The sequence below is a fragment of the Streptomyces glaucescens genome, from assembly GCF_002154375.1.
Taxonomy (GTDB): domain Bacteria; phylum Actinomycetota; class Actinomycetes; order Streptomycetales; family Streptomycetaceae; genus Streptomyces; species Streptomyces glaucescens.
The window spans coordinates 1-22,378 of the sequence record NZ_MUND01000495.1 but is presented as its reverse complement, the minus strand read 5'-3'; the positions used below and the strand labels follow the sequence as shown (position 1 = coordinate 22,378).

Below are 22,378 nucleotides of genomic sequence, written 5' to 3'. Positions count from 1 at the left end.
CTCACCGAGGCCGCCGGCGGCGCCACGCGCGTGATCGCCTCCCACCTGCCGGACTCGGGCCTCGCCGTGGACCGCCGCTACCGCTGGGCCGTCGACGAGTACACCGGCCTGGTCGCCTGGACCGACGAGTACGAGCGCGTCCACGTGACCACCACCGGCGTGACCGCGTCCACGCCGACCGTCTTCGAGAACGAGGCCGGTCTGTACGCCGATCCGTCCTCCCCGGAGCCGTGGCGGGGCGCGTGGCTGCCCTCCCGGCCGGTCACCTCCTGGTCCCTCACCTTCACCTCCGTGCAGAGCGACGCCACCGGCAGGGCCACCCGGACGATCACCGGTGGCGCGACCGCCGCCTGGCTGTCGGCGAGCTGGAACGGGAAGACGGCGAGCGGCGGCCACTTCCCCAACGGCCCCTTCACCTGGAGCCTCAGGGCCACCGCCCTCGGCACCTCGACGGTGTCCACCCTGGCCACCGGCCAGGGCTATCTCGATCACGGCGCGGCGGTCCGCCACGACTACGCCGGCGTCGACGGCCCCGACGGCCGCGGCGACCTGCTCACGCTCAGCGCCTCCGGCGCGCTGACGTACCACCACGGCACCGGCACCGGCCGCTTCGGCGAGCGGACCACCGGCACCGGCTGGCCCACCACCGCCCGGTTCGTCCCCGTCGGTGACCTGTCCGGTGACCGCTGCAACGACGTCCTGGTCCGTTACAGCAACGGCGCCCTGCGCCTGTACAAGCCGGGCTGCAACGCCGCGCTGAAGCCGTCCACGGCGTACACCACCCTGGCGACGGGCGGCTGGACGCAGTACGACCTGCTCACCGCGCCCGGCGACGTCACCGGGGACGGGCGCCCCGACCTGCTCGTCCGCACCTCCTCCACGGGCACGGTCTACCTCTACAAGGGCACCAGCACGGGGAAGCTGTCCGCCCGGGTGAAGCTGTACGACAACTGGAAGGTCTACAAGAAGATCATCGGCGCCGGCGATCTGAACGGCGACGGTATCGGCGACCTCCTCGCCCAGGACACGGCGAACAACCTGTACCGCTACAACGGCAAGGGCGCCGGCACCTTCGCGGCCCGCGTGAGGCTGTACACGAACTGGGGCGGCTCCTACAACGCGGTCGTCGGCGTCGGCGACATCACCGATGACGGCAAGGCCGACCTGGTGGCCCGCGACACGGCCGGCGACCTGTGGCGGCAGTCCGGCACCGGGACCGGCACGTTCGCCGCACGCGTGAAGGCCAGCACCGGCTGGAGCGGTTACAAGGGGGTGTACTGAGCACCCCGCCCGGGTGAAGAGCCGTACGGCCGGTCGTACAACCAACTGAAGCCGTGACATGTCCCCTTTTCCACAAGTGCGTTGGGGAAGGGGACAGACATGGGCAGATGGAAGGCGGCCGCGGTCGTGGCCACCGGACTGATCGCGGGGCTGCTGGCGCCGGCCGCCCCCGCCGCGGCCGTCCACGCGGCGGCGCCCGGCGACTTCAACGGGGACGGCTACCGCGACGCGGTGCTGCCGATCCCCGGCGCGGACCTGGGCGACAAGCACCGGGCGGGGGCCGTCGTCGTGCTGTACGGCTCCTCCTCCGGGGTTTCGGGGAGCCGGCGCCAGGTCATCAGCCAGAACTCGTCCGGCGTCCCGGCGCCGGTCGACAACTCGCGCGGCTTCGGCACCTCCACCGCCACTGCCGACCTCAACCGCGACGGCTACGCCGACCTCGTGATCAGCGCTCCCTGGGGCGGCTCGCGCGCGGGAACCGTCACGGTGATGTGGGGCAGCAAGGACGGCCTGCGCAAGGGCACCCTGCTGACCGCGCCGGCCTACACCGAGTCCTACGGCACGGACGTGGCGGCGCTCAGTGCCGGACCCGGCGCGAAGACCCAGGTCATGGTCGGCTCGGAGTTCGGGACCATCGTCTTCAAGGGCCCCTTCAGCAGCTCCGGCACGTACGGCTCGGCCGTGCAGACCCCGCACGAGTACGGCCTGGTCGGATCGGTGGCCCTCGGCGACTTCAACCGGGACGGCACACCCGACCAGGTCGACTTCGGGGGCCGCCGGACCGACGTCACCGGCAGCGACATCCGGCTGAACCAGACCGGCGCCCCCGCCGGGACGGTGCTGGAGAAGGGCAACGGCTTCATCGCCGCGACCGGTGACGTCGACGGCGACGGCTACCCCGACCTCGTGGTCGGCGACCCCCTGACGCCCTGGACCCCGGGCGTCGACGGCGAGCTGGGCGGCCGGGTGATGATCTGGCGCGGCTCGGCGAGCGGCATCGCGACGGACGCGCGGCCCGAGGTGATCAGCCAGGACACCGAGGGCGTGCCCGGCACGGGCGAGAAGGGCGACACGTTCGGCGCGGGCCTCGCGGTCGCCGACCTGAACCGGGACGGCCTCGCGGACATCATCGTCGGCGCACCCTACGAGGCGGTCGGCGAGGTACGGCGCACGGGCATGGTCACCGTGATCCCCGGCCGCCGCTCGGGCCCCCTCGGTGCCGGCGGGTACACCTTCCACCAGGACACTCCCGGCGTGCCCAGCGTGAACGAGACCCGGGACTGCTTCGGTGCGACCGTGTCGGCCGGGGACGTGAACCGGGACGGCAGGCCGGAGCTGTTCATCGGCGCGGCCTGCGAGAACCACTACAACGGCGCGGTCTTCATGATGCCCGGCGGCACCAAGCGGCCCACCGGGACCGGCAGCCGCGCCTTCACCCTCGACTCGCTGGGGATGCCCCAGTGGTACGAGGGCTGGATGGGCGGTTACGGACTGTTCTGGATCATCTGAACGGGAGGTTACAACCCTTCGGGGTGCTGAACGGTCCCCTTCTTGGATCACGCGTCGAAGAAGGGGACACACATGCGCAGATGGAGTGCGGCGGCGGTCGTGGCCGCGTCGGTGATCGCGGGAACGCTGGCGCCGGCCGGGTCGGCCGCCGCCGTGCACGGGGCGGTGCCGGGGGACTTCGACGGCGACGGGTACCGGGACCTGGTCCTGCCCGTTCCGGGCGCAACCGTGCGGGGCGCCGAGAGGGCCGGTGCCGTCGTCGTGGTGTACGGCTCGTCCAGCGGCGTCTCCTCGGCGAGCCGGCGCCAGACGATCAGCGAGGCCAGCGCCCATGTCGATGGCGGGGCCAACCCGGACGACGCCTTCGGCACCTCCACCGCCACGGCCGACCTCAACCGGGACGGTTACGCCGATCTGGTCGTCGGGGCGCCGTACGACGAGGGCGCCGTCAAGGTGCTGTGGGGAAGCCGGAGCGGTCTGTACACGGGCACCCTCCTGACCTCGGGGTACAAGAACGGCCTCGGCGTGGCCGCGGTCAGCATGGGGACGGGCTCCAGGACCAAGGTCCTGGTGGGCGGTGACCGCTCGACCCAGGTCTTCAAGGGCCCGTTCGCCAAGGCCGGCTCCTTCGGGTCGTACGTGTGGACCCGGATGCCCGACGCCGTAGGCTCGGTCGCCCTCGGTGACTTCAACCGCAGCGGCAGCCCCGACCAGGTGGCCTTCGGCGCGCTCCGGCCCGAGCTGAGCGGGAGCCCGATCATGGTCAACCACGGCGGCACCCAGACCTGGCCGGACCCGCTGGAGCAGGGCGACGGCCTGCTCGCCGCCACCGGAGACGTCAACGGCGACGGTTACGCCGACCTCGTGGTCGGGGACCCGCTGGAACCCGTGACGCCGGGCGTCGACGGCGAGACCGGCGGGCGGGTGCTCGTCTACCGCGGCTCGGCGAACGGCATCACCCGCGCGCAGCAGCCCGAGGTGATCACCCAGCAGACCTCGGGTGTCCCCGGCACCGGCGAGAAGGGCGACACCTTCGGCGCCGCCCTCACGGTGGCCGACCTCAACCGGGACGGCGCCGCCGAGATCGTGGTCGGAGCGCCGTACGAGGCCGTCGGCGCGGCGGAGCGCACCGGCACCGTCACCGTGATCCCGGGCCGCCGCTCGGGCGCCCTCGGCACCGGCGGTTACTCCTTCCACCAGGACACCACCGGCATCCCCAGCAGCAACGAGGCCGGGGACTTCTTCGGCACCACGCTCTCCGCGGGCGACCTGAACCGGGACGGCAGGCCGGAGCTGATCATCGGCGCGGCCGGGGAGAACAACGGCAACGGCGCGGTCTTCACGCTGCCCGGCGGCACCTCCCGCCCGACCGGCACCGGCAGCCGCGTCTTCACCCTGGAGACGCTCGGCATGGCACAGCCCGACGGCTGGCTGGGCGGCAAGGGCCTGCTCAGGCTCCTCGACGCCGGTGGCGGTACAACCAACTGAGGCCGTGACATGTCCCCTTCTCCATCAGCGTGTTGGGGAAGGGGACGGACATGGGCAGATGGAGGGCGGCCGTACTCGTGGCCGCCGGACTGATCGCGGGGACACTGGCACCGGCCGGCCCCGCCACGGCCGTCCACGGGGCGGTGCCGGGAGACTTCAACGGCGACGGCTACCGTGACGCGGTGCTGCCGATACCGAGCGCGAACATCGGCGACAACACGCGGGGAGGGGCCGTCGTCGTCCTGTACGGCTCCGCGAACGGGGTGTCGGCCGGTGGCCGGCGCCAGGTCCTCACCGAGTCGTCGCCCGGCGTCCCGGCACAGGTCGCCGAAGGCTCCAGCTTCGGCCAGTCCACCGCCACGGCCGACCTGAACCGCGACGGATACGCCGACCTGGTCGTCGGCGCCCCCAGGGGCGGCCACGCGACAGGGACCGTCACCGTCATGTGGGGCAGCAGGAACGGCCTGCGCAAGGGCACCCTGCTGCCCAACCCCGTGTCCTACTTCAGCCTCTACGGCGCGGACGTGGCGGCCGTCAGCGCGGGGCCGGGGGACAGGGCCCAGGTCGTCGTCGGCGGGGAGTACGCCTCCGTCGTCTTCAAGGGCCCCTTCAGCAGCTCCGGCACCTACGGCTCGGTCACGTACGGCCCGCGCGAGCGCGGACCCCTGCCCGGGTCGGTGGCGCTCGGCGACTTCGACCGCGACGGCACGCCCGACCAGGTCGACTTCGGTGCGCGGGAGAAGGCCCTGACCGGCAGCCTGATCCGGCTGAACCGGACCGGCGCCGCCGCCGGGACGGTGCTGGACTCGGGCAACGGGTTCATCGCGGCCACCGGTGACGTCGACGGCGACGGCTACGACGACCTGGTGGTGGGCGACCCGCTGACGCCCTGGAACCAGGGCGTCGACGGCCGGCTCGGCGGCCGGGTGGTGGTGTGGCGCGGCTCGGCGAACGGCATCACCACCGACACGACACCCGAGGTGATCAGCCAGGACACCACGGGGGTGCCGGGCACGAGCGAGAAGGGCGACATCTTCGGGGCCGCCGTCGCGGTGGCGGACCTCAACCGGGACGGCGCGGCGGAGATCATCGTCGGCGCACCCCACGAGACCGTCGGCACGGTCTCCCGGACCGGGACGGTGACCGTGATCCCGGGCCGCCGGTCCGGCCCCCTCGGAGCGGGCAGCTACTCGTTCCACCAGGACACGCCCGGTGTCCCCAGCGCCAACGAGACCACGGACTGCTTCGGCACCACCGTGTCCGCCGGGGACGTGAACCGCGACGGCAGGCCGGAGGTGTTCATCGGCGCGGCCTGCGAGAACCACTACAACGGCGCGGTGTTCATGCTGCCCGGCGGCTCCTCGCGCCCGACGGGCTCCGGCAGCCGTGTCTTCACCCTGGAGTCGCTCGGCATGCGGCAGTCGTACGAGGGCTGGCTGGGCGGTTACGGGCTGTTCTGGATCATCTGATCCGAGGGCTACAACCCTTCGCGGTACTGAGGGGTCCCCTTCTTCGACCGTGTGTCGAAGAAGGGGACTTACATGCGCAGAGGGAGTGCGGCAACGGTCGTGGCCGCCGCGGTGATCGCGGGAACGCTGCTGCCCGCCGCCCCGGCCGCCGCCGTGCACGGGGCGGTGCCGGGGGACTTCAACGGCGACGGCTACCGCGACCTGGTGCTGCCGGTGCCGGGGGCCGTCGTCACGGAGTACGGCAACTTCGAGCAGGCGGGAGCCGTCGTCGTGCTGTACGGCTCGGCGAACGGCGTCTCGGCGCAGAGCCGGCGGCAGACGATCACCGAGGCCACGCCCGGTGTCCCCGGGCACCCGTTCGAGCGGGACCGGTTCGGCACCACCACGGCGACGGCCGACCTGAACCGTGACGGATACGCCGACCTGGTCGTCGGCGCACCGGACAGCATCGCCGTCAAACAGGTGATGGTGCTCTGGGGAAGCAAGAACGGCCTGACCAAGGGCACCAGGCTGCCGCAGCCGGAGCACCAGGAGGACAACGGCCTCGACGTGGCCGCGCTCAGTCTGGGGACGGGCTCGAAGACCAAGATCCTGATCGGCGGCGGCAACTGGACGACCGTCTACAAGGGCCCGTTCGCCACGGGCGGCTCCATCGGTTCGAGCGTCGAGACCCGGACCGACAAATCCGTCGGCTCGGTCGCGCTCGGCGACTTCAACCGCAGCGGCAGCCCCGACCAGGTGGCTTTCGGCCCGAAGCTGCCCGAGCTGAGCGGCAGCCCGATCATGGTCAACCACGGGGGCACGCAGACCTGGCCGGAGCCGCTGAAGAACGGCAACGGGCTGATCGCCGCCACCGGTGACGTCAACGGCGACAGCTACCCCGACCTGGTCGTCGGCGACCCGCTGGAACCCGCGACGCCAGGGGTCGACGGCGAGACCGGCGGGCGCGTGCTCGTCTACCGGGGCTCGAAGAACGGCATCACCCGCACGCAGGTCCCCGAGGTGATCACCCAGGAGACCGTGGGTGTCCCCGGCACCAGCGAGCAGGGCGACGCGTTCGGCGCCGGGCTGACCGTGGCCGACCTCAACCGGGACGGGGCCGCCGAGATCGTGGTGGGAGCCCCGTACGAGGCCGCGGGCGCGGCGGAGCGCACCGGCACGGTCACCGTGATCCCAGGCCGTCGCTCGGGCGCCCTCGGCACCGGCGGTTACTCCTTCCACCAGGACACCTCCGGCGTGCCCAGCAGCAACGAGGCAGGCGACTTCTTCGGCACCACGGTCTCCGCGGGCGACCTGAACCGGGACGGCAGGCCGGAGCTGATCATCGGCGCGGCCGGGGAGAACAACGGCAACGGCGCGGTCTTCACGCTGCCCGGCGGCTCCTCCCGCCCGACGGGCACCGGCAGCCGCGTCTTCACCCTGGAGTCGCTCGGCATGGCACAGGCGGACGGCTGGCTGGGCGGAAAGGGCCTGCTCAGGCTCCTCTGACGCGGACCGGCGGCACACCGCACCGCCCGCGGATACGGAAGGGCCCGGAACCTCGCTCGGTTCCGGGCCCTTCCGTCGGACGGACTACTTCGGCTGCGGCTTGCGCACCGACAGGTGCAGCTCCTTCAGCCGCGCCTCCTCCAGCTCGGTCGGCGCGCCCATCATCAGGTCCTGGGCGTTGCCGTTGAGCGGGAAGGCGATGGTCTCGCGGATGTTCGGCTCGTCCGCGAGGAGCATGACGATGCGGTCGACGCCCGGGGCGATGCCGCCGTGCGGCGGGGCGCCGAAGCGGAAGGCGCGGAGCATGCCCGCGAACTTCTCCTCGACGGTGTCCCGGTCGTAGCCCGCGATCTCGAAGGCCTTGAGCATGATCTCCGGGTCGTGGTTCCGGATCGCGCCGGAGGACAGCTCGACACCGTTGCAGACGATGTCGTACTGCCATCCCAGGATGTCCAGCGGGTCCTGGGTCTCAAGGGCCTCAAGACCGCCCTGCGGCATGGAGAACGGGTTGTGCGAGAAGTCGATCGCGCCGGTCTCCTCGTCCTTCTCGTACATCGGGAAGTCGACGATCCAGCAGAAGCGGAAGACGTTCTCCTCGAAGTGCCCGGCGCGCTTGGCGGCCTCGACGCGCACCGCGCCCATGATCTTCGAGACCTCGTCGAACTCGCCCGCGCCGAAGAACACGGCGTGACCGGCCTCCAGGCCGAGGCGCTCGGTGAGGACCTTGACGTTCTCCTCGGTGAGGAACTTGGCGATCGGGCCGGACAGCTGGCCGTCCTCGCCGACGCGGACCCAGGCCAGGCCCTTGGCGCCGAGCGTGACCGCGAAGTCGCCGAGCTGGTCGAAGAACTTCCGGGGCTGGTCCTGGACGGCCGGGACCGGCAGCGCGCGCACGTGCTTGCCGGCGAACGCCTTGAACTCGGACGCCTCGAAGACGTCCGTGATGTCGACCAGCTCCAGCTTGGCGCGCAGGTCCGGCTTGTCGGAGCCGTACTTCAGCATCGCCTCGCGGAACGGGATCCGCGGGAACGGGGAGGTGACCTCACGGCCGCCGCCGAACTCGGTGAACAGCTCGGTCATGAGCTTCTCGATCGGCTGGAAGACGTCCTCCTGCTCGACGAAGCTCATCTCGACGTCGAGCTGGTAGAACTCGCCCGGCGAGCGGTCGGCGCGGGCGTCCTCGTCGCGGAAGCAGGGCGCGATCTGGAAGTAGCGGTCGAAGCCCGAGATCATCAGCAGCTGCTTGAACTGCTGCGGGGCCTGCGGCAGGGCGTAGAACCGGCCCGGGTGCAGGCGGGAGGGGACGACGAAGTCGCGGGCGCCCTCGGGGGAGGTCGCGGACAGGATCGGCGTCGCCATCTCGTTGAAGCCCAGCGCCGTCATCTTGTGCCGGATGGCGGAGATGACCGCCGTGCGCAGCATGATGTTGCGGTGCATGCGCTCGCGGCGCAGGTCGAGGAAGCGGTACTCCAGACGGCGCTCCTCGTTGACGCCGTCCTCGGTGTTGATCGTGAAGGGCAGCGGGGCGGCCGCGCCGAGCAGCTCGACCTCGCCGACCTCCACCTCGATCTCACCGGTGGGCAGGTCCGGGTTCACGTTCTCGGTTCCACGTGAAACGACCTTGCCGTCGACGCGGACCGTGGACTCCTTGGAGACCTTGTCCAGCGCCTCGTAGGCGGAGGTGCCGGGACGGGCGACCAGCTGCGTGATGCCGTAGTGGTCGCGCAGATCGATGAAGAGGATGCCGCCCAGGTCGCGCCGATTGTGCAGCCAGCCACTCAGCCGGACGTCGGTGCCGACGTCAGAGGCGCGGAGCTCGCCGCAGGTGTGGGACCTGTACCGATGCATCGTCGTTCATCCAGTCTTCGCGGATCGGGAATCTCCGGGGCCCGGTGCCCGGACTTTCCCAGGGTACCGGCCATGCCGGGATCGCCCGGCCCCATTACCGGTGCGGCCCATCGGTGGCACGTCCCGAACACCTTTTCCTAAAGTGGGGCAATGCGCACTGGTGAGCCCCTGCCCGCCGTGGGGCAGGTCCTCGCCGCCCTCGCGACCGGCCTGTGGCAGTGGGACACGGACACAAGCCAGGTCACGGTGGACGCCGAGGCCGCTCGACTGCTCGGGCTGCCCCCGGAACCGGTCACCCTCACGGAGGCCCAGGTGCGCTCCCGGCTGCACCCGGTCGACTGGAACGAGATCGTCAGCGTCGTCGGCCTGGCCACCGCGGAGGGCACCCTCGCCGAGGTGCGGGTACGGATCATGGACGAGCGCGGCCGGGTCATCCGGCTGACCCGCAGCCGGATGAGGCCGTCCTTCGACCCCGAGCGCCGGGCCTACGAGCTGATCGGCACCCTCCAGGAGGTCACCGAACCCTCCCCGGGCACCCCCGCCGGACGCAACGCGGTCACCGGCGACTGGCGGCGCTCCCGGGAGGCGTTCCTGCTGGACGCGGGCCGCGCGCTGGCGGAGGCGCGGTCCACCGAGGAGGTGCTGCGGGTCGCGGCCGGACTGGCGATGCCGGGATTCTCACCGGACGGGCTGGCCGTCTTCGGCGTGCAGGGCGACCGGCTGACGATCATCGGCCACCACGGGCACCAGCCGGGCGACGAGAGCCCCTTCACCCACATGTCCCTCGACACCGACTATCCGGCGGCGGAGGTGGTGCGCACCGGCCGCGCGGTCTATCTGTCCTCCCCCCAGCAGTACAAGGAGCGCTACCCGCTCACCTGGCCGCTCGCCGAGCAGTTCGGCCGCCGGTCGTGGGCGTTCCTGCCGCTGACCGTCGCCGGGCGCACCATGGGCGCCTGGATGGCGGGCTTCGCCTACCCGGTGCGGTTCACCCCCGACGAGCGGTCGGTGCTGACCACCGTGGCCCGGATGCTCGCCCAGGCCCTCTCCCGGGCCGGTGCCGCCGAGACCCAGCGGGAGCTGACCGACGGCCTCCAGCGCTCCATGCTGCCCACGCTGGGCCCCGAGATCCCCGGCATGAGGGTGGCCGCCCGTTATGTGCCGACCGGCGGCGGACTCCAGGTCGGCGGCGACTGGTACGACATGATCCCGCTGCCCTCCGGCCGGTTCGCGCTGGTCATCGGCGACGTCCAGGGGCACGACGTGCGCGCGGCCGGCCTGATGGGCCAGCTGCGGATAGCGCTGCGCGCCTACGCCTCCGAGGGCCACCGGCCCGACGCGGTCCTCTCCCGCGCCTCCCGCTTCCTGCACGGCATGTGCTCGGCTGCCGACGACCTCGGCGAGCTGCGCTTCGCGACCTGTCTCTACGTCGAGGCGGACCCGCTGTCCGGGGTGCTGGAGATCGCCCGCGCCGGGCACCCCGATCCGGCGATCCGGATGTCCGACGGCACGGTCCTCACCCGTCCCACCGCCGGCGGACTGCCGCTCGGCATCGACCCGGACGCCGACTACCCCACCACCCGGCTCGTCCTGGAACCCGGCGAGACCATGCTGATCTGCACCGACGGACTGATCGAGACCGGCGGCCACGACCTGGAGACCGGCTGGAAACGCATCCGCGCCACCCTGGAGCAGCACACCGGCGACCTGGAGGAACTCGCCGACGCCCTGGTCCAGGCGGTGCACGGCCCCTCCTCCCACCACACCCCCGGCCCGCTCGCCGACCGCCGGGAGGACGACATCGCCGTCCTGCTGCTGTGCCGGCAGGGCGAGAGCTGCGGCGGCCCGGTCACCGCGCGCCCGACGGTACGGCGCACCGTGCTGACCGTCGCCCAGGCCGAACCCGAGCGGATCGCCGTCGCCCGCCGGCTGCTGCGCGAACTCCTCCACGACTGGGCCTCGGCCGACCAGGTCGACTCGGCGGTGCTGCTGCTCTCCGAGATGCTGACCAACGTCCTCGTGCACACCGACACCGACGCACTGCTGGTCGCCGAGGTCACCGGGGAGGACGACGACCGGCGGATGCGGGTCGAGGTCACCGACGCCGGTGACGACCTGCCGCACAAGCGGCGGCCCGGGGAGCTGGCGTCCTCCGGGCGCGGTCTGATGCTGATCGAGCTGCTGGCGCACGCCTGGGGCGTCGACCCGCGCGGCGAGGGCAAAAGCATCTGGTTCGAGCTCTACGAGTCCGAGGAGGCGGAAGCGGCGTAGCGGTCCCGCAGCTCGTGGACGACACCGAACCCGGCCGCGGTCAGCGGTACGGCGAGCAGCATCCCGAGGATCCCGGCGACGGACGCGCCCGCGGTGATCGTGACCATCACCACCGCCGGATGCATCTGCACCGTGCGGCTCTGGATCATCGGCTGGAGCACGTGCCCCTCCAGCACCTGCACGGCCAGCACCAGGCCCAGCGCCCACAGCGCGATCACGAACCCCCGGTCGGCGAGCGCGACGAGCACCGCCACCGCGCCGGAGACGAAGGCGCCGAGATAGGGGATGTAGGCGCCGACGAAGACGAGCGCGCCCAGCCCGACGGCGCCGGGGACGTCCAGGACGAGCAGGCCCACGGTGATGCAGAGCGCGTCGATGAGGGCGATGAAGGTGGTCCCGCGCATGAACCCCTCCACCGCCTGGTAGGCCCGCCGCGCCATGGCCTCCACGGAGTCGGCGGCGCCACGCGGGGAGAGCGAGCGCAGGGTGCCGGTGGCGCGGTGGGAGTCGCGCAGGAAGAAGAAGACGAGCAGCAGCGCGAGCACGGCCATGGCGATGGCCTCGCCGACCACGCTCACCCCGCTGATCACCCCGGAGGCGGCCGTCCCGCCGAACCTGCCGAGCAGTTCCCGCGCGTTGGAGGCGAGATCGTCCAGCGAGGTCCCGGCGGCCCCGAAGTGCTCGGCGATCCCCTGCGCCGCCCGCCGCAGCGAGGCGACGATCTGCTCGCCGCTGTCGATGAGCGCGGCGACGACGATGTACACGGCGCCGCCGACCACGCAGACCACGGCGACGCAGGTGAGCCCGGCGGCCACGCCCCGGTTGACGCCCGCCTTCACCAGCCGCCGGTGGAAGGGGCCCAGCAGCGCCGTCCCCAGCAGCGCGAGCAGGACCGGCACGACGGCCGTACGGAACTCCGCACACAGCCGGACGGCGACGTAGACGACTCCCGCGACGAGCAGCGCGACGGTGCACCAGGCGGCGAGCCGGCGGACGGGGAGGGGGAGCAGCTGCACGTCTCCAGCGGATCACGCGCGGGGCGGGCTGTCCCGCGCGGGCGTCCGGCCGGGGGAATGCCCCGTGGTCCTCCCCGGTTGCAGGTAGCAGAAAGTTCAACGCTCAACTAAACTGGAAAGCACGTCGCCCGAGGAGGAACCGACCATGCCCGCAGTGACCGTCGAGAACCCGTTGACGCTGCCCCGCGTCACCGCACCCGCAGACGCCGTGGCCCGTCCGGTGCTGGCCGTCACGACCGCGCCGAGCGGCTTCGAGGGCGAGGGCTTCCCGGTGCGCCGGGCGTTCGCCGGGATCAACTACCGCCACCTCGACCCGTTCATCATGATGGACCAGATGGGCGAGGTGGAGTACGCGCCCGGAGAGCCCAAGGGCACCCCCTGGCACCCCCACCGCGGCTTCGAGACCGTCACCTACATCATCGACGGCATCTTCGACCACCAGGACTCCCACGGCGGCGGCGGCACCATCACCAACGGCGACACCCAGTGGATGACCGCCGGCTCCGGCCTCCTCCACATCGAGGCCCCGCCCGAGCACCTCGTCGTCTCCGGCGGCCTCTTCCACGGCCTCCAGCTGTGGGTGAACCTCCCCGCCGAGGACAAGATGATGGCCCCCCGCTACCAGGACATCCGCGCGGGCAGCGTCCAGCTGCTCACCTCCCCCGACGGCGGCGCGCTGCTCCGCGTCATCGCGGGCGAGCTCGACGGCCACGAAGGTCCCGGCGTCACCCACACCCCCATCACCATGATCCACGCGACGCTCGCCCCCGGCGCGGAGATCACCCTGCCGTGGCGGGAGGACTTCAACGGCCTCGCCTACGTCCTCGCCGGCAAGGGCGCGGTGGGCGCCGAGCGCCGCCCGGTCCACTCCGGCCAGACGGCGGTCTTCGGCACCGGCTCCTCCCTCACCGTCCGCGCGGACGAGAAGCAGGACTCCCACACCCCCGACCTGGAGATCGTCCTCCTCGGCGGCCGCCCCATCCGCGAGCCCATGGCCCACTACGGCCCGTTCGTCATGAACACCAAGGACGAGCTGATGCAGGCGTTCGAGGACTTTCAGAAGGGCCGCCTGGGCACGGTCCCGGCGGTGCACGGAATGACGGAAGAGGGCCCGCAGGGCTGAAAAAACCCGCTAGGGTACGAAGAGGCCCGAAGCCGCAACCTCGTTTTGCGGCTTCGGGCCTCTTGCCGTCCGGGACCTGCCCCGCCGCTACGGCAGCACGTACACCGGCGCGCCGTCCTCGGTGCAGCCCGCCTGACGCACGCACCCGCGCTTCAGCAGCATCCGCAGACAGTCGTGCACCCGGTCGTGCGACAGCCCCGTACGGGTGGCGATCTCCTCCACCCGATGCCGCGCCCCGCCACGGACCAGCGCCGGAGCCAGGTAGGCGGCGACGGCGTGGATGTCGTCGGTGACGACGAGGTTCCTCCGCCGCCAGGCGGTGAGGAGATCCCGCGGGCTCAGCTCGGGAGCGGGCTGCGCTGACACCGCGCCGGGCCGGCGGAGAGCGTCGGCGATGTCGCGGAGACTGCCGCTGATCTCCCGCAGCAGCCCGGTCCGCTCCTGCTGGGCCGCGAGCAGCTCCTCCATCCGGGTGCTGCGCTCCTCCAGCCGGACGAGCGCGTCGGCGACCCTCTGGGGCATGGCGTACGCGACACCGCCGGCGGGAGCGGGCTGCACGGACGCCGGTTCGAGAGAGTAGGAACCGTCGCGCTGGATCGTGGCGATCACTTCGGAGACCCAGGCCTTGAAGGGCTCACACTCTCGCTTGGTGCAGCCGTTGACCAAGCGGATCAGGCCTTGGAGACTGACGAGATTCATGTCTCGTCGCCACTCTCGACCTGCGGGAACGCTGAGAGAGTGACTTCCAGTCACTGTCTCGAGAAAGTCTCGGTGCTCTTCCGGGACATGATCGAGCAGCGCCTTACGAGGGGTGGTGTACCCCAGGTGCTTGCACACGTCCACCGCGGGGAACCAGTGGCTCCCGTCCGGCATCGTGAGCCTCCGCACCCGCGTCCCCGCGGCCGCGAACACGAAGTCGTTGATGTCGATCGCGTCCTGCTTGCCTGCTGTCGGCTCATCCGACGGCATGTTGTTCTGCTCGTACATCGAGCATCACCTCCGCCCCGGAAGCTAGGGAAGAGACATCAGAGCACGCGCCCGATAGCAAGCATGTTCACCCGATAGTGAACCAAAGCAACGATTCTGCGGGCCGCTCCGCAAGCCGAGCGCCCCGTTACCCCTCAGCCCCCGTACATCCGCCGCATCGCGAAGTCCACCATCTCCTCGACCGCCTTGGCGTCGAAGACGATGCGGTGCTCGCCCTCCATGTCGAGGACGAAGCCGTAGCCGGTGGGGAGGAGGTCGATGACTTCCGCGCCGGTGATGACGAAGTACTTGGACTCCTTGCCCGCGTAGCGGCGCAGCTCCTTCAGCGAGGTGAACATGGGGATCACCGGCTGCTGGGTGTTGTGCAGGGCGAGGAAGCCGGGGGTGTCGCCGCGGGGGCAGTAGACCTTGGACGTGGCGAAGATCTGCTGGAAGTCCTCGGCGGCCAGCTGCCCGGTGGTGAAGGAGCGCACCGCGTCGGCGAGGGAGGGCGGGGACGGCTCCGGGTACAGCGGCGGCTGCCCGTAACCCCCGGCGCCGGGCATCTGCTGCTGCGGCGGGGCGTACTGCTGCTGCGCTCCGGCGCTCTGGTCGTAGCCGTACATGCAGGCAAGGGTATCGACCGCCACCGAGGGGTGGGTCACAGATGGCCGGATCGGGGTTGCGCCTTATTACTGGCGGGTAGCATATTGGGAGCTACTTGTTGGTACGTGAACTAGCGCGAGGATCCAGTGCCTCGCCGATCTCTCTACGGAGCCGTCGCCATGGGGCACTACAAGTCGAATCTGCGCGACATCGAGTTCAACCTCTTCGAAGTACTCGGGCGCGACAAGGTGTACGGCACCGGCCCGTTCGAGGAGATGGACGTCGAGACCGCCAAGAGCGTCCTGGAGGAGCTGACCCGCCTCTCCGAGAACGAGCTGGCGGAGTCCTTCACGGACGCCGACCGCAACCCGCCCGTCTTCGACCCGGAGACCAACACCGCGCCCGTCCCGGCGTCCTTCAAGAAGAGCTACCAGGCCTTCATGGACTCCGAGTACTGGCGGCTCGGCCTGCCCGAGGAGATCGGCGGCACCACCTCGCCGCGCTCCCTCATCTGGGCCTACGCCGAGCTGATCCTGGGCGCCAACCCGGCCGTGTGGATGTACTCCTCGGGCCCGGCCTTCGCCGGCATCCTCTTCGAGGAGGGCAACGAGGTCCAGAAGCACATCGCCAAGATCGCCACCGAGAAGCAGTGGGGCTCCACCATGGTCCTCACCGAGCCGGACGCCGGCTCGGACGTGGGCGCCGGCCGCACCAAGGCGATCCAGCAGGAGGACGGCTCCTGGCACATCGAGGGCGTGAAGCGGTTCATCACGTCCGGTGAGCACGACATGTCGGAGAACATCCTCCACTACGTGCTCGCCCGCCCCGAGGGCGCCGGCCCCGGCACCAAGGGCCTGTCCCTCTTCCTCGTGCCCAAGTACCTCTTCGACTTCGAGACCGGCGAGCTGGGCGAGCGCAACGGTGTCTACGCCACGAACGTCGAGCACAAGATGGGCCTGAAGGCGTCCAACACGTGCGAGATGACGTTCGGCGACAAGCACCCCGCCAAGGGCTGGCTGATCGGCGACAAGCACGACGGCATCCGCCAGATGTTCCGCATCATCGAGTTCGCCCGCATGATGGTCGGCACGAAGGCGATCTCCACGCTGTCCACCGGCTACCTGAACGCGCTGGAGTACGCCAAGGAGCGCGTCCAGGGTCCGGATCTCGCCAACTTCATGGACAAGACCGCGCCCAAGGTCACCATCACGCACCACCCGGACGTGCGCCGCTCGCTGATGACGCAGAAGGCGTACGCGGAGGGCATGCGCGCCCTCGTGCTCCACACCGCCTCGATCCAGGACGCCATCCAGATCAAGGAGGCCGCGGGCGAGGACGCCTCCACCGAGCACGCGATGAACGACCTGCTCCTGCCGATCGTCAAGGGCTACGGCTCCGAGAAGGGCTACGAGCTGCTCGCCCAGTCGCTCCAGACCTTCGGCGGCTCCGGCTTCCTCCAGGAGTACCCGATCGAGCAGTACATCCGGGACTCCAAGATCGACACCCTGTACGAGGGCACCACGGCCATCCAGGGCCAGGACTTCTTCTTCCGGAAGATCGTCCGCAACCAGGGCGCCGCGCTGAACTCGCTCGCCGAGGACATCAAGAAGTTCCTCGCCCTCGGCACCGGCGGCGAGGAGCTGGCCGGCGCCCGTGAGCACCTGGCGAAGGCCGCCGTCGAGCTGGAGGCGATCGTCGGCCTGATGCTGACCGACCTCGCGGCCACCGAGAAGGACGTCAAGAACATCTACAAGGTGGGTCTGAACACCACCCGCCTGCTGATGGCCTCCGGTGACGTCGTCGTCGGCTACCTGCTGCTCAAGGGCGCCGCGATCGCCGCCGAGAAGCTCCAGACGGCCTCCGCCAAGGACAAGGCGTTCTACACCGGCAAGATCGCCGCGGCGAAGTTCTTCGCGGCCAACGTCCTGCCCGGCGTCACCCTGGCCCGCAAGGTCTCGGAGAACGTGGACCTCGAGGTCATGGAGCTGGACGAGTCCGCGTTCTAGGACCCCGTTCCCGGAAGCTGCACGGAACTCCACACCGTCCTCACGTCAGCCCGCTCCCTTCACCGGGAGCGGGCTTTCGTCCGTCGTTAAGGTGAACCTCATGAGCGAACCCTCCCGCTTCCACCGCGGCCACACCGACGACCTGATGTCCTTCCTGGCGGCCAGCCCGTCGCCGTACCACGCGGTGGCGAACACCGCCCAGCGGCTGGAGAAGGCAGGTTTCCGGCAGGTCGCGGAGACGGACGCCTGGGACGGGACGAGCGGCGGCAAGTACGTGCTGCGCGGCGGCGCGATCGTGGCCTGGTACGTCCCCGAGGGCGCCGAGCCGCACACCCCGTTCCGGATCGTCGGCGCGCACACCGACTCCCCCAACCTGCGCGTCAAGCCCCTCCCCGACACCGGCGCCCACGGCTGGCGCCAGGTCGCGGTGGAGATCTACGGCGGCCCGCTGATGAACTCCTGGCTCGACCGCGACCTCGGCCTGGCCGGCCGGCTCACCCTGCGGGACGGCACCACCCGCCTGGTCAACATCGACCGCCCCCTGCTGCGCGTCCCCCAGCTGGCCATCCACCTGGACCGCTCGGTCTCCGCGGAGGGCCTCAAGCTCGACAAGCAGCGGCACATGCAACCGGTCTGGGGTCTCGGCGACGACGTCCGCGACGGCGACCTCATCGCCTTCCTGGAGGAGGCCGCGGGGCTGTCCGCGGGCGAGGTGACCGGCTGGGACCTGATGACCCACTCGGTGGAGGCACCCGCGTACCTCGGCCGCGACCAGGAGCTGGTCGCCGGGCCGCGCATGGACAACCTGCTGTCGGTGCACGCGGGCGCGGCGGCGCTCACCGCGGTGGCGACCGGCCCGGACGCCGCCGGCCTGCCGTACATCCCCGTGCTGGCCGCCTTCGACCACGAGGAGAACGGCTCCCAGTCGGACACCGGCGCCGACGGGCCGCTGCTCGGCAACGTGCTGGAGCGCTCGGTGTTCGCACGCGGCGGGTCGTACGAGGACCGGGCGCGCGCCTTCGCCGGCACGGTCTGCGTCTCCTCCGACACCGGCCACGCCGTCCACCCCAACTACGCGGAACGGCACGACCCGACCCACCACCCGCGCGTCGACGGCGGCCCGATCCTCAAGGTCAACGTCAACAACCGCTACGCCACGGACGGTTCGGGCCGGGCCGTGTTCGCCGCCGCCTGCGAGAAGGCGGGCGTGCCCTTCCAGTCGTTCGTCTCCAACAACTCCATGCCCTGCGGCACCACCATCGGCCCGATCACCGCGGCCCGGCACGGCATCCGCACGGTCGACATCGGCGTGGCGATCCTGTCCATGCACAGCGCGCGCGAACTGTGCGGCGCCAAGGACCCGTACCTCCTGGCGAACGCGCTGGTGGCGTTCCTGGAGGGCTAGTTCGCGCGGCCCGCGGCGACAAGTGGGCGTGTGTGCGAGGCCTGTGGGTACCCGTCACCCACCGGAACCACCGGAGACACCGGACCGGACAGGAGGCGACAACTCATGGGCCTCGGCGGGTGCATCATCCTCATCGCCGTGGGAGCCATCCTCACCTTCGCGACCGACTGGGACATGCAGGGGGTCAACCTCGACCTGGTCGGGATCATCCTGATGATCGTCGGGTTGATCGGCGTGTCGACGTTCAGCAGCATCGCCCGCCGCCGGCGGGTCGTGGTGCCGCCGACCACGCCGGTCGTCGACGAGCAGGCTCCGCACCTCCACCAGCGGCGCGACGGTTACGGCGACGGCTACGGCGTATAGCCGCTTCCCGGCCCGGTTCTAGGCCAGCGTGTGACCCGTCGTCGCGTCCACGTGGTCCGGAACCGGGTCGTGGCGGTCCCCGACCGTGAGCGTGCCGGTCGGTTCGAGCAGCAGGATCTCCGTGGGGACGGGCGCGTACGGCTTGTGCTCGATGCCGCGGGGGACGGTGAAGACCGAGCCCTTCGGCAGGACGACGGTGCGCTCGCCGTCCGGTTCCCGCAGGCCGATGTGGAGTTCGCCGGTGAGCACCAGGAAGAACTCGTCGGTGTGGTCGTGGACGTGCCAGACGTGCTCGCCCTCGACCTTGGCGACGCGGACGTCGTAGTCGTTGACGGCGGTGACGATGCGGGGGCTCCACTGCTCGGTGAAGGAGGCCAGCGCGGCGGTCAGTGAGATGGGTTCCATGCGGCCATCGTGCGTTGTGGCGGTACCGCGCCACGAGTGCTAGGAATCGCATATGCCGCAAGGATCCTCTCAGCCGGCCCGGCCGCACCGGGTCGCCGTGATCGTCGACGAGGGCACGAACCCCTTCGAGGTGGGCGTCGCCACCGAGCTGTTCGGGCTGCCGCGGCCCGAGCTGGGGCTGCCGGGGCCGCTGTACGAGGTCACGCTGTGCACGCCCACGCCCGAGGTGCGGATGAACCACGGTTTCTTCCGGCTCACGGGCGTCCCCGGGCTCGACGCCGTGGACGACGCCGACACCCTGGTCGTGCCCGGGCGGCCGGACAACGTCGTCCCGCGCCTGGCACCCGTCCTGGACGCCATCCGCCGCACGCACGCGCGGGGCGCCCGCGTCGTCAGCTTCTGCACCGGCAGCTTCGCGCTCGCCGAGGCCGGGCTGCTGGACGGGCGGCGGGCCACCACGCACTGGATGTGGGCGGACGCCTTCCGGGACCTCCACCCCGCGGTCCTGCTGGAGCCCGACGTGCTGTTCGTCGACGAGGGCGACGTCCTGACCGCCGCCGGCAGCGCCGCCGCCCTCGACCTGGGCCTGCACCTCGTACGGCGGGACCACGGCGCCGAGATAGCCAACGCCGTGTCCCGGCGGCTGGTGTTCGCCGCCCACCGGGACGGCGGGCAGCGGCAGTTCGTGGAGCGGCCGGTGCCGGACGTACGGGACGAGTCGCTGGGCCCGCTGCTGGCGTGGGCGCAGGAGCGGCTGGCGGAGCCCCTGACGGTGGCCGGTCTGGCGGCCCGCGCGGCGGTGTCCCCGGCGACCCTGCACCGCCGTTTCCGCGCCCAGCTGGGCACCACACCGCTGGCGTGGCTGACGGGCGAGCGGGTGGCACTGGCCTGCCGGCTGATCGAGCGGGGGGAGGAACGGCTGGACGTGGTGGCCGCGCGGAGCGGTCTGGGCACCGCCGCGAACCTGCGGGCGCGGCTGCGCCGGGAGACCGGGCTCAGCCCGTCGGCCTACCGGCGGCGTTTCGGGACGGCCGCCGGGGAAGCGCTGGTGTCATGAGATACCTCGTACGCGACCGGCTCCTGGGCTTCGGCGACGACTACTGGATCGAGGACGAGCACGGCGACAAGGCGTTCCTCGTCGACGGCAAGGCCATGCGGCTGCGGGACACCTTCGAGCTGAAGGACTCCGAGGGGCGGGTGCTGATCGACATCCGGGAGAAGATGCTCGCCCTGCGGGACACCCTGCTCATCGAGCGGGACGGCGAAGCCCTGGCGAGCATTCGCCGCAAACGGCTTTCCCTGCTGCGCAACCACTACCGGGTGACGCTGGTCGACGGCACGGAGCTGGACGTCAGCGGCAAGATCCTCGACCGCGAGTTCGCCGTCGAGTACGACGGTGAGCTCCTCGCCGTGGTCTCCCGCCGCCGGCTGCACCTGCGGGACACCTACGGCGTCGACGTGGTCCGCGAGGACGCGGACCCGGCGCTGCTGATCGCGGTGACGGTGTGCGTCATCCACCTGGCGGAGCGGGAGGGCGAGGAGGACTGAGGGCTCCGTGCGGCGGCCGGTCAGCGGCGCGGTGGTTCCAGGCCCAGCACCCGGTCCTTCAGGGCCGGGAACTGATCCCGGGTCACCGCGACCCGGCCGGGGTCGAGGTCCACGGTGAGCACCTGCTCGCCGGGGCCCGCCTCGGCCAGCACCTCACCCCAGGGATCGACCACGATCGAGTGACCGGCCTGGGGAACTCCGGCGTGGGTCCCGGCCGTTCCGCAGGCGAGGACGAAGGCCTGGTTCTCCACCGCCCGGGCCTGGGCGAGCAGCGTCCAGTGGGAGCGGCGGCGTTCCGGCCAGCCCGCCGGGACGACGAGGGTCTCGGCGCCGGCGTCCACGAGAGCGCGGAAGAGTTCGGGGAAGCGGAGGTCGTAGCAGGTGGCCAGGCCCAGTGTCGTCCCCGGGAGACGGACCGTCACCGCATCGCGTCCCGCGCCCATCAGCACGGCCTCTCCCTTGTCGAAGCCGAACCGGTGGATCTTGCGGTAGGCGGCGGCCAGCTCCCCGGAGGGGGAGAAGACGAGGGAGGTGTTGTAGAGGGTGCCGTCCGGGGCCCGTTCGGGGATGGAGCCCGCGTGCAGCCAGACGCCCGTGTCGCTCGCCGCCTTGGCCATCGCCTCGTGCGTCGGGCCGTCCAGCGGCTCGGCCTCGCGGCCGAACTCCTCGTAGGCGAACGCCCCGGTGGTCCACAGCTCCGGCAGGACGACCAGGTCGGCGCCCGCCTGCTCACGGACCAGGGAGGCGACTCGACGTCGGCGCGTTTCGACCGATTCGCCCTCGTCTACGGCGATCTGGATCAGAGAGGCGCGCACAATACCACCGTCCTGGCAATCGAGCCGTCCGCAAGGGCGTCCACACCGGTGTCCACTCAGGCCTACGATCGTCACACGAAAGGCCTGCCGGGGTGCCTTCCAGCAGCGTAACTTAGCGGGCAAGACACCCGCCGACAGCCGCCACCTCCCACTGGCAACGCCGCCACCATCTGCCCGTGTACCGACCGCCGAGGGGTCCCGTTCCGTGAGTCTGCATCCCACCCTCCAGCCCTACGCCGACGCCTGGACCCACTCCATCGAAGCCATATCCGAGCTGGTGCAGCACCTGGTGGAGGCCGACTGGAACCGGCGTACGCCCTGCCCGGCCTGGTCGGTGCGCGACGTCGTGTCCCACGTCATCGGCCTGGACTGCGAGATGCTGGGCGACCCGCGGCCCATCCACACCCTGCCGCGCGACCTGTTCCACGTCACCACCGACCACCAGCGGTACATGGAGATGCAGGTCGACGTCCGCCGCCACCACACGGCGCCGGAGATGACCTCCGAGCTGGAGTACACGGTCATCCGCCGCAACCGGCAGCTGCGCAACGACTCCCGCGATCCGGGGACGAAGGTGCGCGGTCCGCTCGGCGCGGAGCTGACGCTGGAGGAGTCGATGCGCCGGCACGCGTTCGACGTGTGGGTGCACGAGCAGGATCTGCGCACCGCCCTCGGCCGCCCCGGCAACCTGGACTCGCCGGGCGCCCACGTCGCCCGTGACGTGCTGCTCGACGCGCTCCCGGACGTGGTGGCGGTGAAGGCGGAGGCGCC

19 protein-coding genes are annotated in these 22,378 nt (G+C 71.3%); 13 read left to right on the top strand and 6 right to left on the bottom strand.

Going from position 1 to position 22,378, the window contains the following annotated elements; all coding sequences use genetic code 11:
• The 5 genes from CCN42_RS29350 to CCN42_RS29330 form a co-directional block, all read left to right on the top strand.
• On the top strand, positions 1 to 1,281 hold a 1,281-nt coding region (locus CCN42_RS29350; protein WP_143662048.1), incomplete at its 5' end, for an FG-GAP repeat domain-containing protein.
• A 99-nt stretch (positions 1,282 to 1,380) separates the two neighbouring features.
• On the top strand, positions 1,381 to 2,790 hold the full coding sequence (locus CCN42_RS29345) for an FG-GAP-like repeat-containing protein (protein ID WP_086740144.1): 1,410 nt from the start codon (positions 1,381 to 1,383) through the stop codon (positions 2,788 to 2,790).
• Between the two features lie 72 nt (positions 2,791 to 2,862).
• Entirely contained in the window at positions 2,863 to 4,278 is a 1,416-nt protein-coding gene (locus tag CCN42_RS29340) for an FG-GAP-like repeat-containing protein (RefSeq protein WP_086740142.1), read from the top strand.
• A 50-nt stretch (positions 4,279 to 4,328) separates the two neighbouring features.
• Positions 4,329 to 5,747 (top strand): FG-GAP and VCBS repeat-containing protein, encoded by a 1,419-nt coding sequence (locus CCN42_RS29335; protein ID WP_086740140.1) that lies wholly within the window; start codon positions 4,329 to 4,331, stop codon positions 5,745 to 5,747.
• A gap of 72 nt (positions 5,748 to 5,819) precedes the next feature.
• A complete protein-coding gene (locus tag CCN42_RS29330) occupies positions 5,820 to 7,235 on the top strand; it encodes an FG-GAP-like repeat-containing protein (RefSeq protein ID WP_086740138.1) in 1,416 nt (471 codons plus the stop codon).
• A gap of 84 nt (positions 7,236 to 7,319) precedes the next feature.
• On the opposite strand, the gene aspS is transcribed toward CCN42_RS29330, so the two are convergent.
• Complete coding sequence (gene aspS / locus CCN42_RS29325; RefSeq protein ID WP_086740136.1) at positions 7,320 to 9,083, bottom strand: aspartate--tRNA ligase; 1,764 nt, start codon at positions 9,081 to 9,083, stop codon at positions 7,320 to 7,322.
• 150 nt (positions 9,084 to 9,233) lie between these two features.
• Between aspS and CCN42_RS29320 the strand changes: the two genes are divergently transcribed.
• Positions 9,234 to 11,354 carry a SpoIIE family protein phosphatase gene (locus CCN42_RS29320; protein ID WP_086740135.1) on the top strand — a complete coding sequence of 707 codons (2,121 nt, stop codon included), beginning with the start codon at positions 9,234 to 9,236 and terminating at the stop codon, positions 11,352 to 11,354.
• On the opposite strand, the gene CCN42_RS29315 is transcribed toward CCN42_RS29320, so the two are convergent.
• Positions 11,324 to 12,370, bottom strand: coding sequence for an AI-2E family transporter (locus tag CCN42_RS29315; RefSeq protein ID WP_086740133.1), 1,047 nt, complete (start codon positions 12,368 to 12,370; stop codon positions 11,324 to 11,326). The two genes, CCN42_RS29320 and CCN42_RS29315, sit on opposite strands and share 31 nt — an antisense overlap.
• 145 nt (positions 12,371 to 12,515) lie before the next feature.
• Here CCN42_RS29315 and CCN42_RS29310 point away from each other — a divergent pair, with 145 nt between their 5' ends.
• Positions 12,516 to 13,493 carry a pirin family protein gene (locus CCN42_RS29310; RefSeq protein ID WP_086168187.1) on the top strand — a complete coding sequence of 326 codons (978 nt, stop codon included), beginning with the start codon at positions 12,516 to 12,518 and terminating at the stop codon, positions 13,491 to 13,493.
• Between the two features lie 87 nt (positions 13,494 to 13,580).
• Here CCN42_RS29310 and CCN42_RS29305 read toward each other — a convergent pair whose 3' ends face one another.
• Together CCN42_RS29305 and CCN42_RS29300 are read right to left on the bottom strand one after the other, a co-directional pair.
• Positions 13,581 to 14,366, bottom strand: a complete 786-nt coding sequence (locus CCN42_RS29305) for a BRO-N domain-containing protein (protein WP_339384438.1) — start codon at positions 14,364 to 14,366, stop codon at positions 13,581 to 13,583.
• Between the two features lie 248 nt (positions 14,367 to 14,614).
• Positions 14,615 to 15,085, bottom strand: a complete 471-nt coding sequence (locus tag CCN42_RS29300; protein WP_086740130.1) for an SseB family protein — start codon at positions 15,083 to 15,085, stop codon at positions 14,615 to 14,617.
• Between the two features lie 159 nt (positions 15,086 to 15,244).
• Here CCN42_RS29300 and CCN42_RS29295 point away from each other — a divergent pair, with 159 nt between their 5' ends.
• The 3 genes from CCN42_RS29295 to CCN42_RS29285 all read left to right on the top strand — a co-directional run bounded on the left by CCN42_RS29295 (position 15,245) and on the right by CCN42_RS29285 (position 18,839).
• Positions 15,245 to 17,071: an acyl-CoA dehydrogenase gene (locus CCN42_RS29295; RefSeq protein ID WP_086740128.1), complete on the top strand. Its 1,827-nt coding sequence runs from the start codon at positions 15,245 to 15,247 to the stop codon at positions 17,069 to 17,071.
• A gap of 100 nt (positions 17,072 to 17,171) precedes the next feature.
• Complete coding sequence (locus tag CCN42_RS29290; protein ID WP_086740127.1) at positions 17,172 to 18,476, top strand: M18 family aminopeptidase; 1,305 nt, start codon at positions 17,172 to 17,174, stop codon at positions 18,474 to 18,476.
• 105 nt (positions 18,477 to 18,581) lie between these two features.
• Positions 18,582 to 18,839, top strand: a complete 258-nt coding sequence (locus CCN42_RS29285) for a DUF6458 family protein (RefSeq protein WP_086168182.1) — start codon at positions 18,582 to 18,584, stop codon at positions 18,837 to 18,839.
• 18 nt (positions 18,840 to 18,857) lie between these two features.
• On the opposite strand, the gene CCN42_RS29280 is transcribed toward CCN42_RS29285, so the two are convergent.
• The gene (locus CCN42_RS29280; protein ID WP_086740125.1) at positions 18,858 to 19,244 is read right to left on the bottom strand and encodes a cupin domain-containing protein; all 387 of its coding nucleotides are present in this window, start codon (positions 19,242 to 19,244) and stop codon (positions 18,858 to 18,860) included.
• A gap of 52 nt (positions 19,245 to 19,296) precedes the next feature.
• Here CCN42_RS29280 and CCN42_RS29275 point away from each other — a divergent pair, with 52 nt between their 5' ends.
• Positions 19,297 to 20,301: a GlxA family transcriptional regulator gene (locus tag CCN42_RS29275; RefSeq protein WP_086740123.1), complete on the top strand. Its 1,005-nt coding sequence runs from the start codon at positions 19,297 to 19,299 to the stop codon at positions 20,299 to 20,301.
• Positions 20,298 to 20,792, top strand: a complete 495-nt coding sequence (locus CCN42_RS29270; protein ID WP_086740122.1) for an LURP-one-related/scramblase family protein — start codon at positions 20,298 to 20,300, stop codon at positions 20,790 to 20,792. Before CCN42_RS29275 ends, CCN42_RS29270 begins: the two co-directional genes overlap by 4 nt.
• 20 nt (positions 20,793 to 20,812) lie before the next feature.
• On the opposite strand, the gene CCN42_RS29265 is transcribed toward CCN42_RS29270, so the two are convergent.
• Entirely contained in the window at positions 20,813 to 21,607 is a 795-nt protein-coding gene (locus CCN42_RS29265; RefSeq protein ID WP_086740120.1) for a carbon-nitrogen family hydrolase, read from the bottom strand.
• 205 nt (positions 21,608 to 21,812) lie between these two features.
• Between CCN42_RS29265 and CCN42_RS29260 the strand changes: the two genes are divergently transcribed.
• Positions 21,813 to 22,378 (top strand): maleylpyruvate isomerase family mycothiol-dependent enzyme (locus CCN42_RS29260; protein ID WP_086740119.1); only part of this gene is annotated, 566 nt, incomplete at its 3' end.

Coding starts and splice junctions, on each gene's coding strand:
- CCN42_RS29320 (WP_086740135.1), top strand. CDS start 9,234: ATGCGCACTGGTGAGCCCCTGCCCGCCGTGGGGCAGGTCCTCGCCGCC.
- CCN42_RS29335 (WP_086740140.1), top strand. CDS start 4,329: ATGGGCAGATGGAGGGCGGCCGTACTCGTGGCCGCCGGACTGATCGCG.
- CCN42_RS29280 (WP_086740125.1), bottom strand. CDS start 19,244: ATGGAACCCATCTCACTGACCGCCGCGCTGGCCTCCTTCACCGAGCAG.
- CCN42_RS29270 (WP_086740122.1), top strand. CDS start 20,298: ATGAGATACCTCGTACGCGACCGGCTCCTGGGCTTCGGCGACGACTAC.
- CCN42_RS29310 (WP_086168187.1), top strand. CDS start 12,516: ATGCCCGCAGTGACCGTCGAGAACCCGTTGACGCTGCCCCGCGTCACC.
- CCN42_RS29340 (WP_086740142.1), top strand. CDS start 2,863: ATGCGCAGATGGAGTGCGGCGGCGGTCGTGGCCGCGTCGGTGATCGCG.
- CCN42_RS29295 (WP_086740128.1), top strand. CDS start 15,245: ATGGGGCACTACAAGTCGAATCTGCGCGACATCGAGTTCAACCTCTTC.
- CCN42_RS29330 (WP_086740138.1), top strand. CDS start 5,820: ATGCGCAGAGGGAGTGCGGCAACGGTCGTGGCCGCCGCGGTGATCGCG.
- CCN42_RS29300 (WP_086740130.1), bottom strand. CDS start 15,085: ATGTACGGCTACGACCAGAGCGCCGGAGCGCAGCAGCAGTACGCCCCG.
- CCN42_RS29275 (WP_086740123.1), top strand. CDS start 19,297: ATGCCGCAAGGATCCTCTCAGCCGGCCCGGCCGCACCGGGTCGCCGTG.
- aspS (WP_086740136.1), bottom strand. CDS start 9,083: ATGCATCGGTACAGGTCCCACACCTGCGGCGAGCTCCGCGCCTCTGAC.
- CCN42_RS29345 (WP_086740144.1), top strand. CDS start 1,381: ATGGGCAGATGGAAGGCGGCCGCGGTCGTGGCCACCGGACTGATCGCG.
- CCN42_RS29305 (WP_339384438.1), bottom strand. CDS start 14,366: ATGCCGGACGGGAGCCACTGGTTCCCCGCGGTGGACGTGTGCAAGCAC.
- CCN42_RS29290 (WP_086740127.1), top strand. CDS start 17,172: ATGAGCGAACCCTCCCGCTTCCACCGCGGCCACACCGACGACCTGATG.
- CCN42_RS29285 (WP_086168182.1), top strand. CDS start 18,582: ATGGGCCTCGGCGGGTGCATCATCCTCATCGCCGTGGGAGCCATCCTC.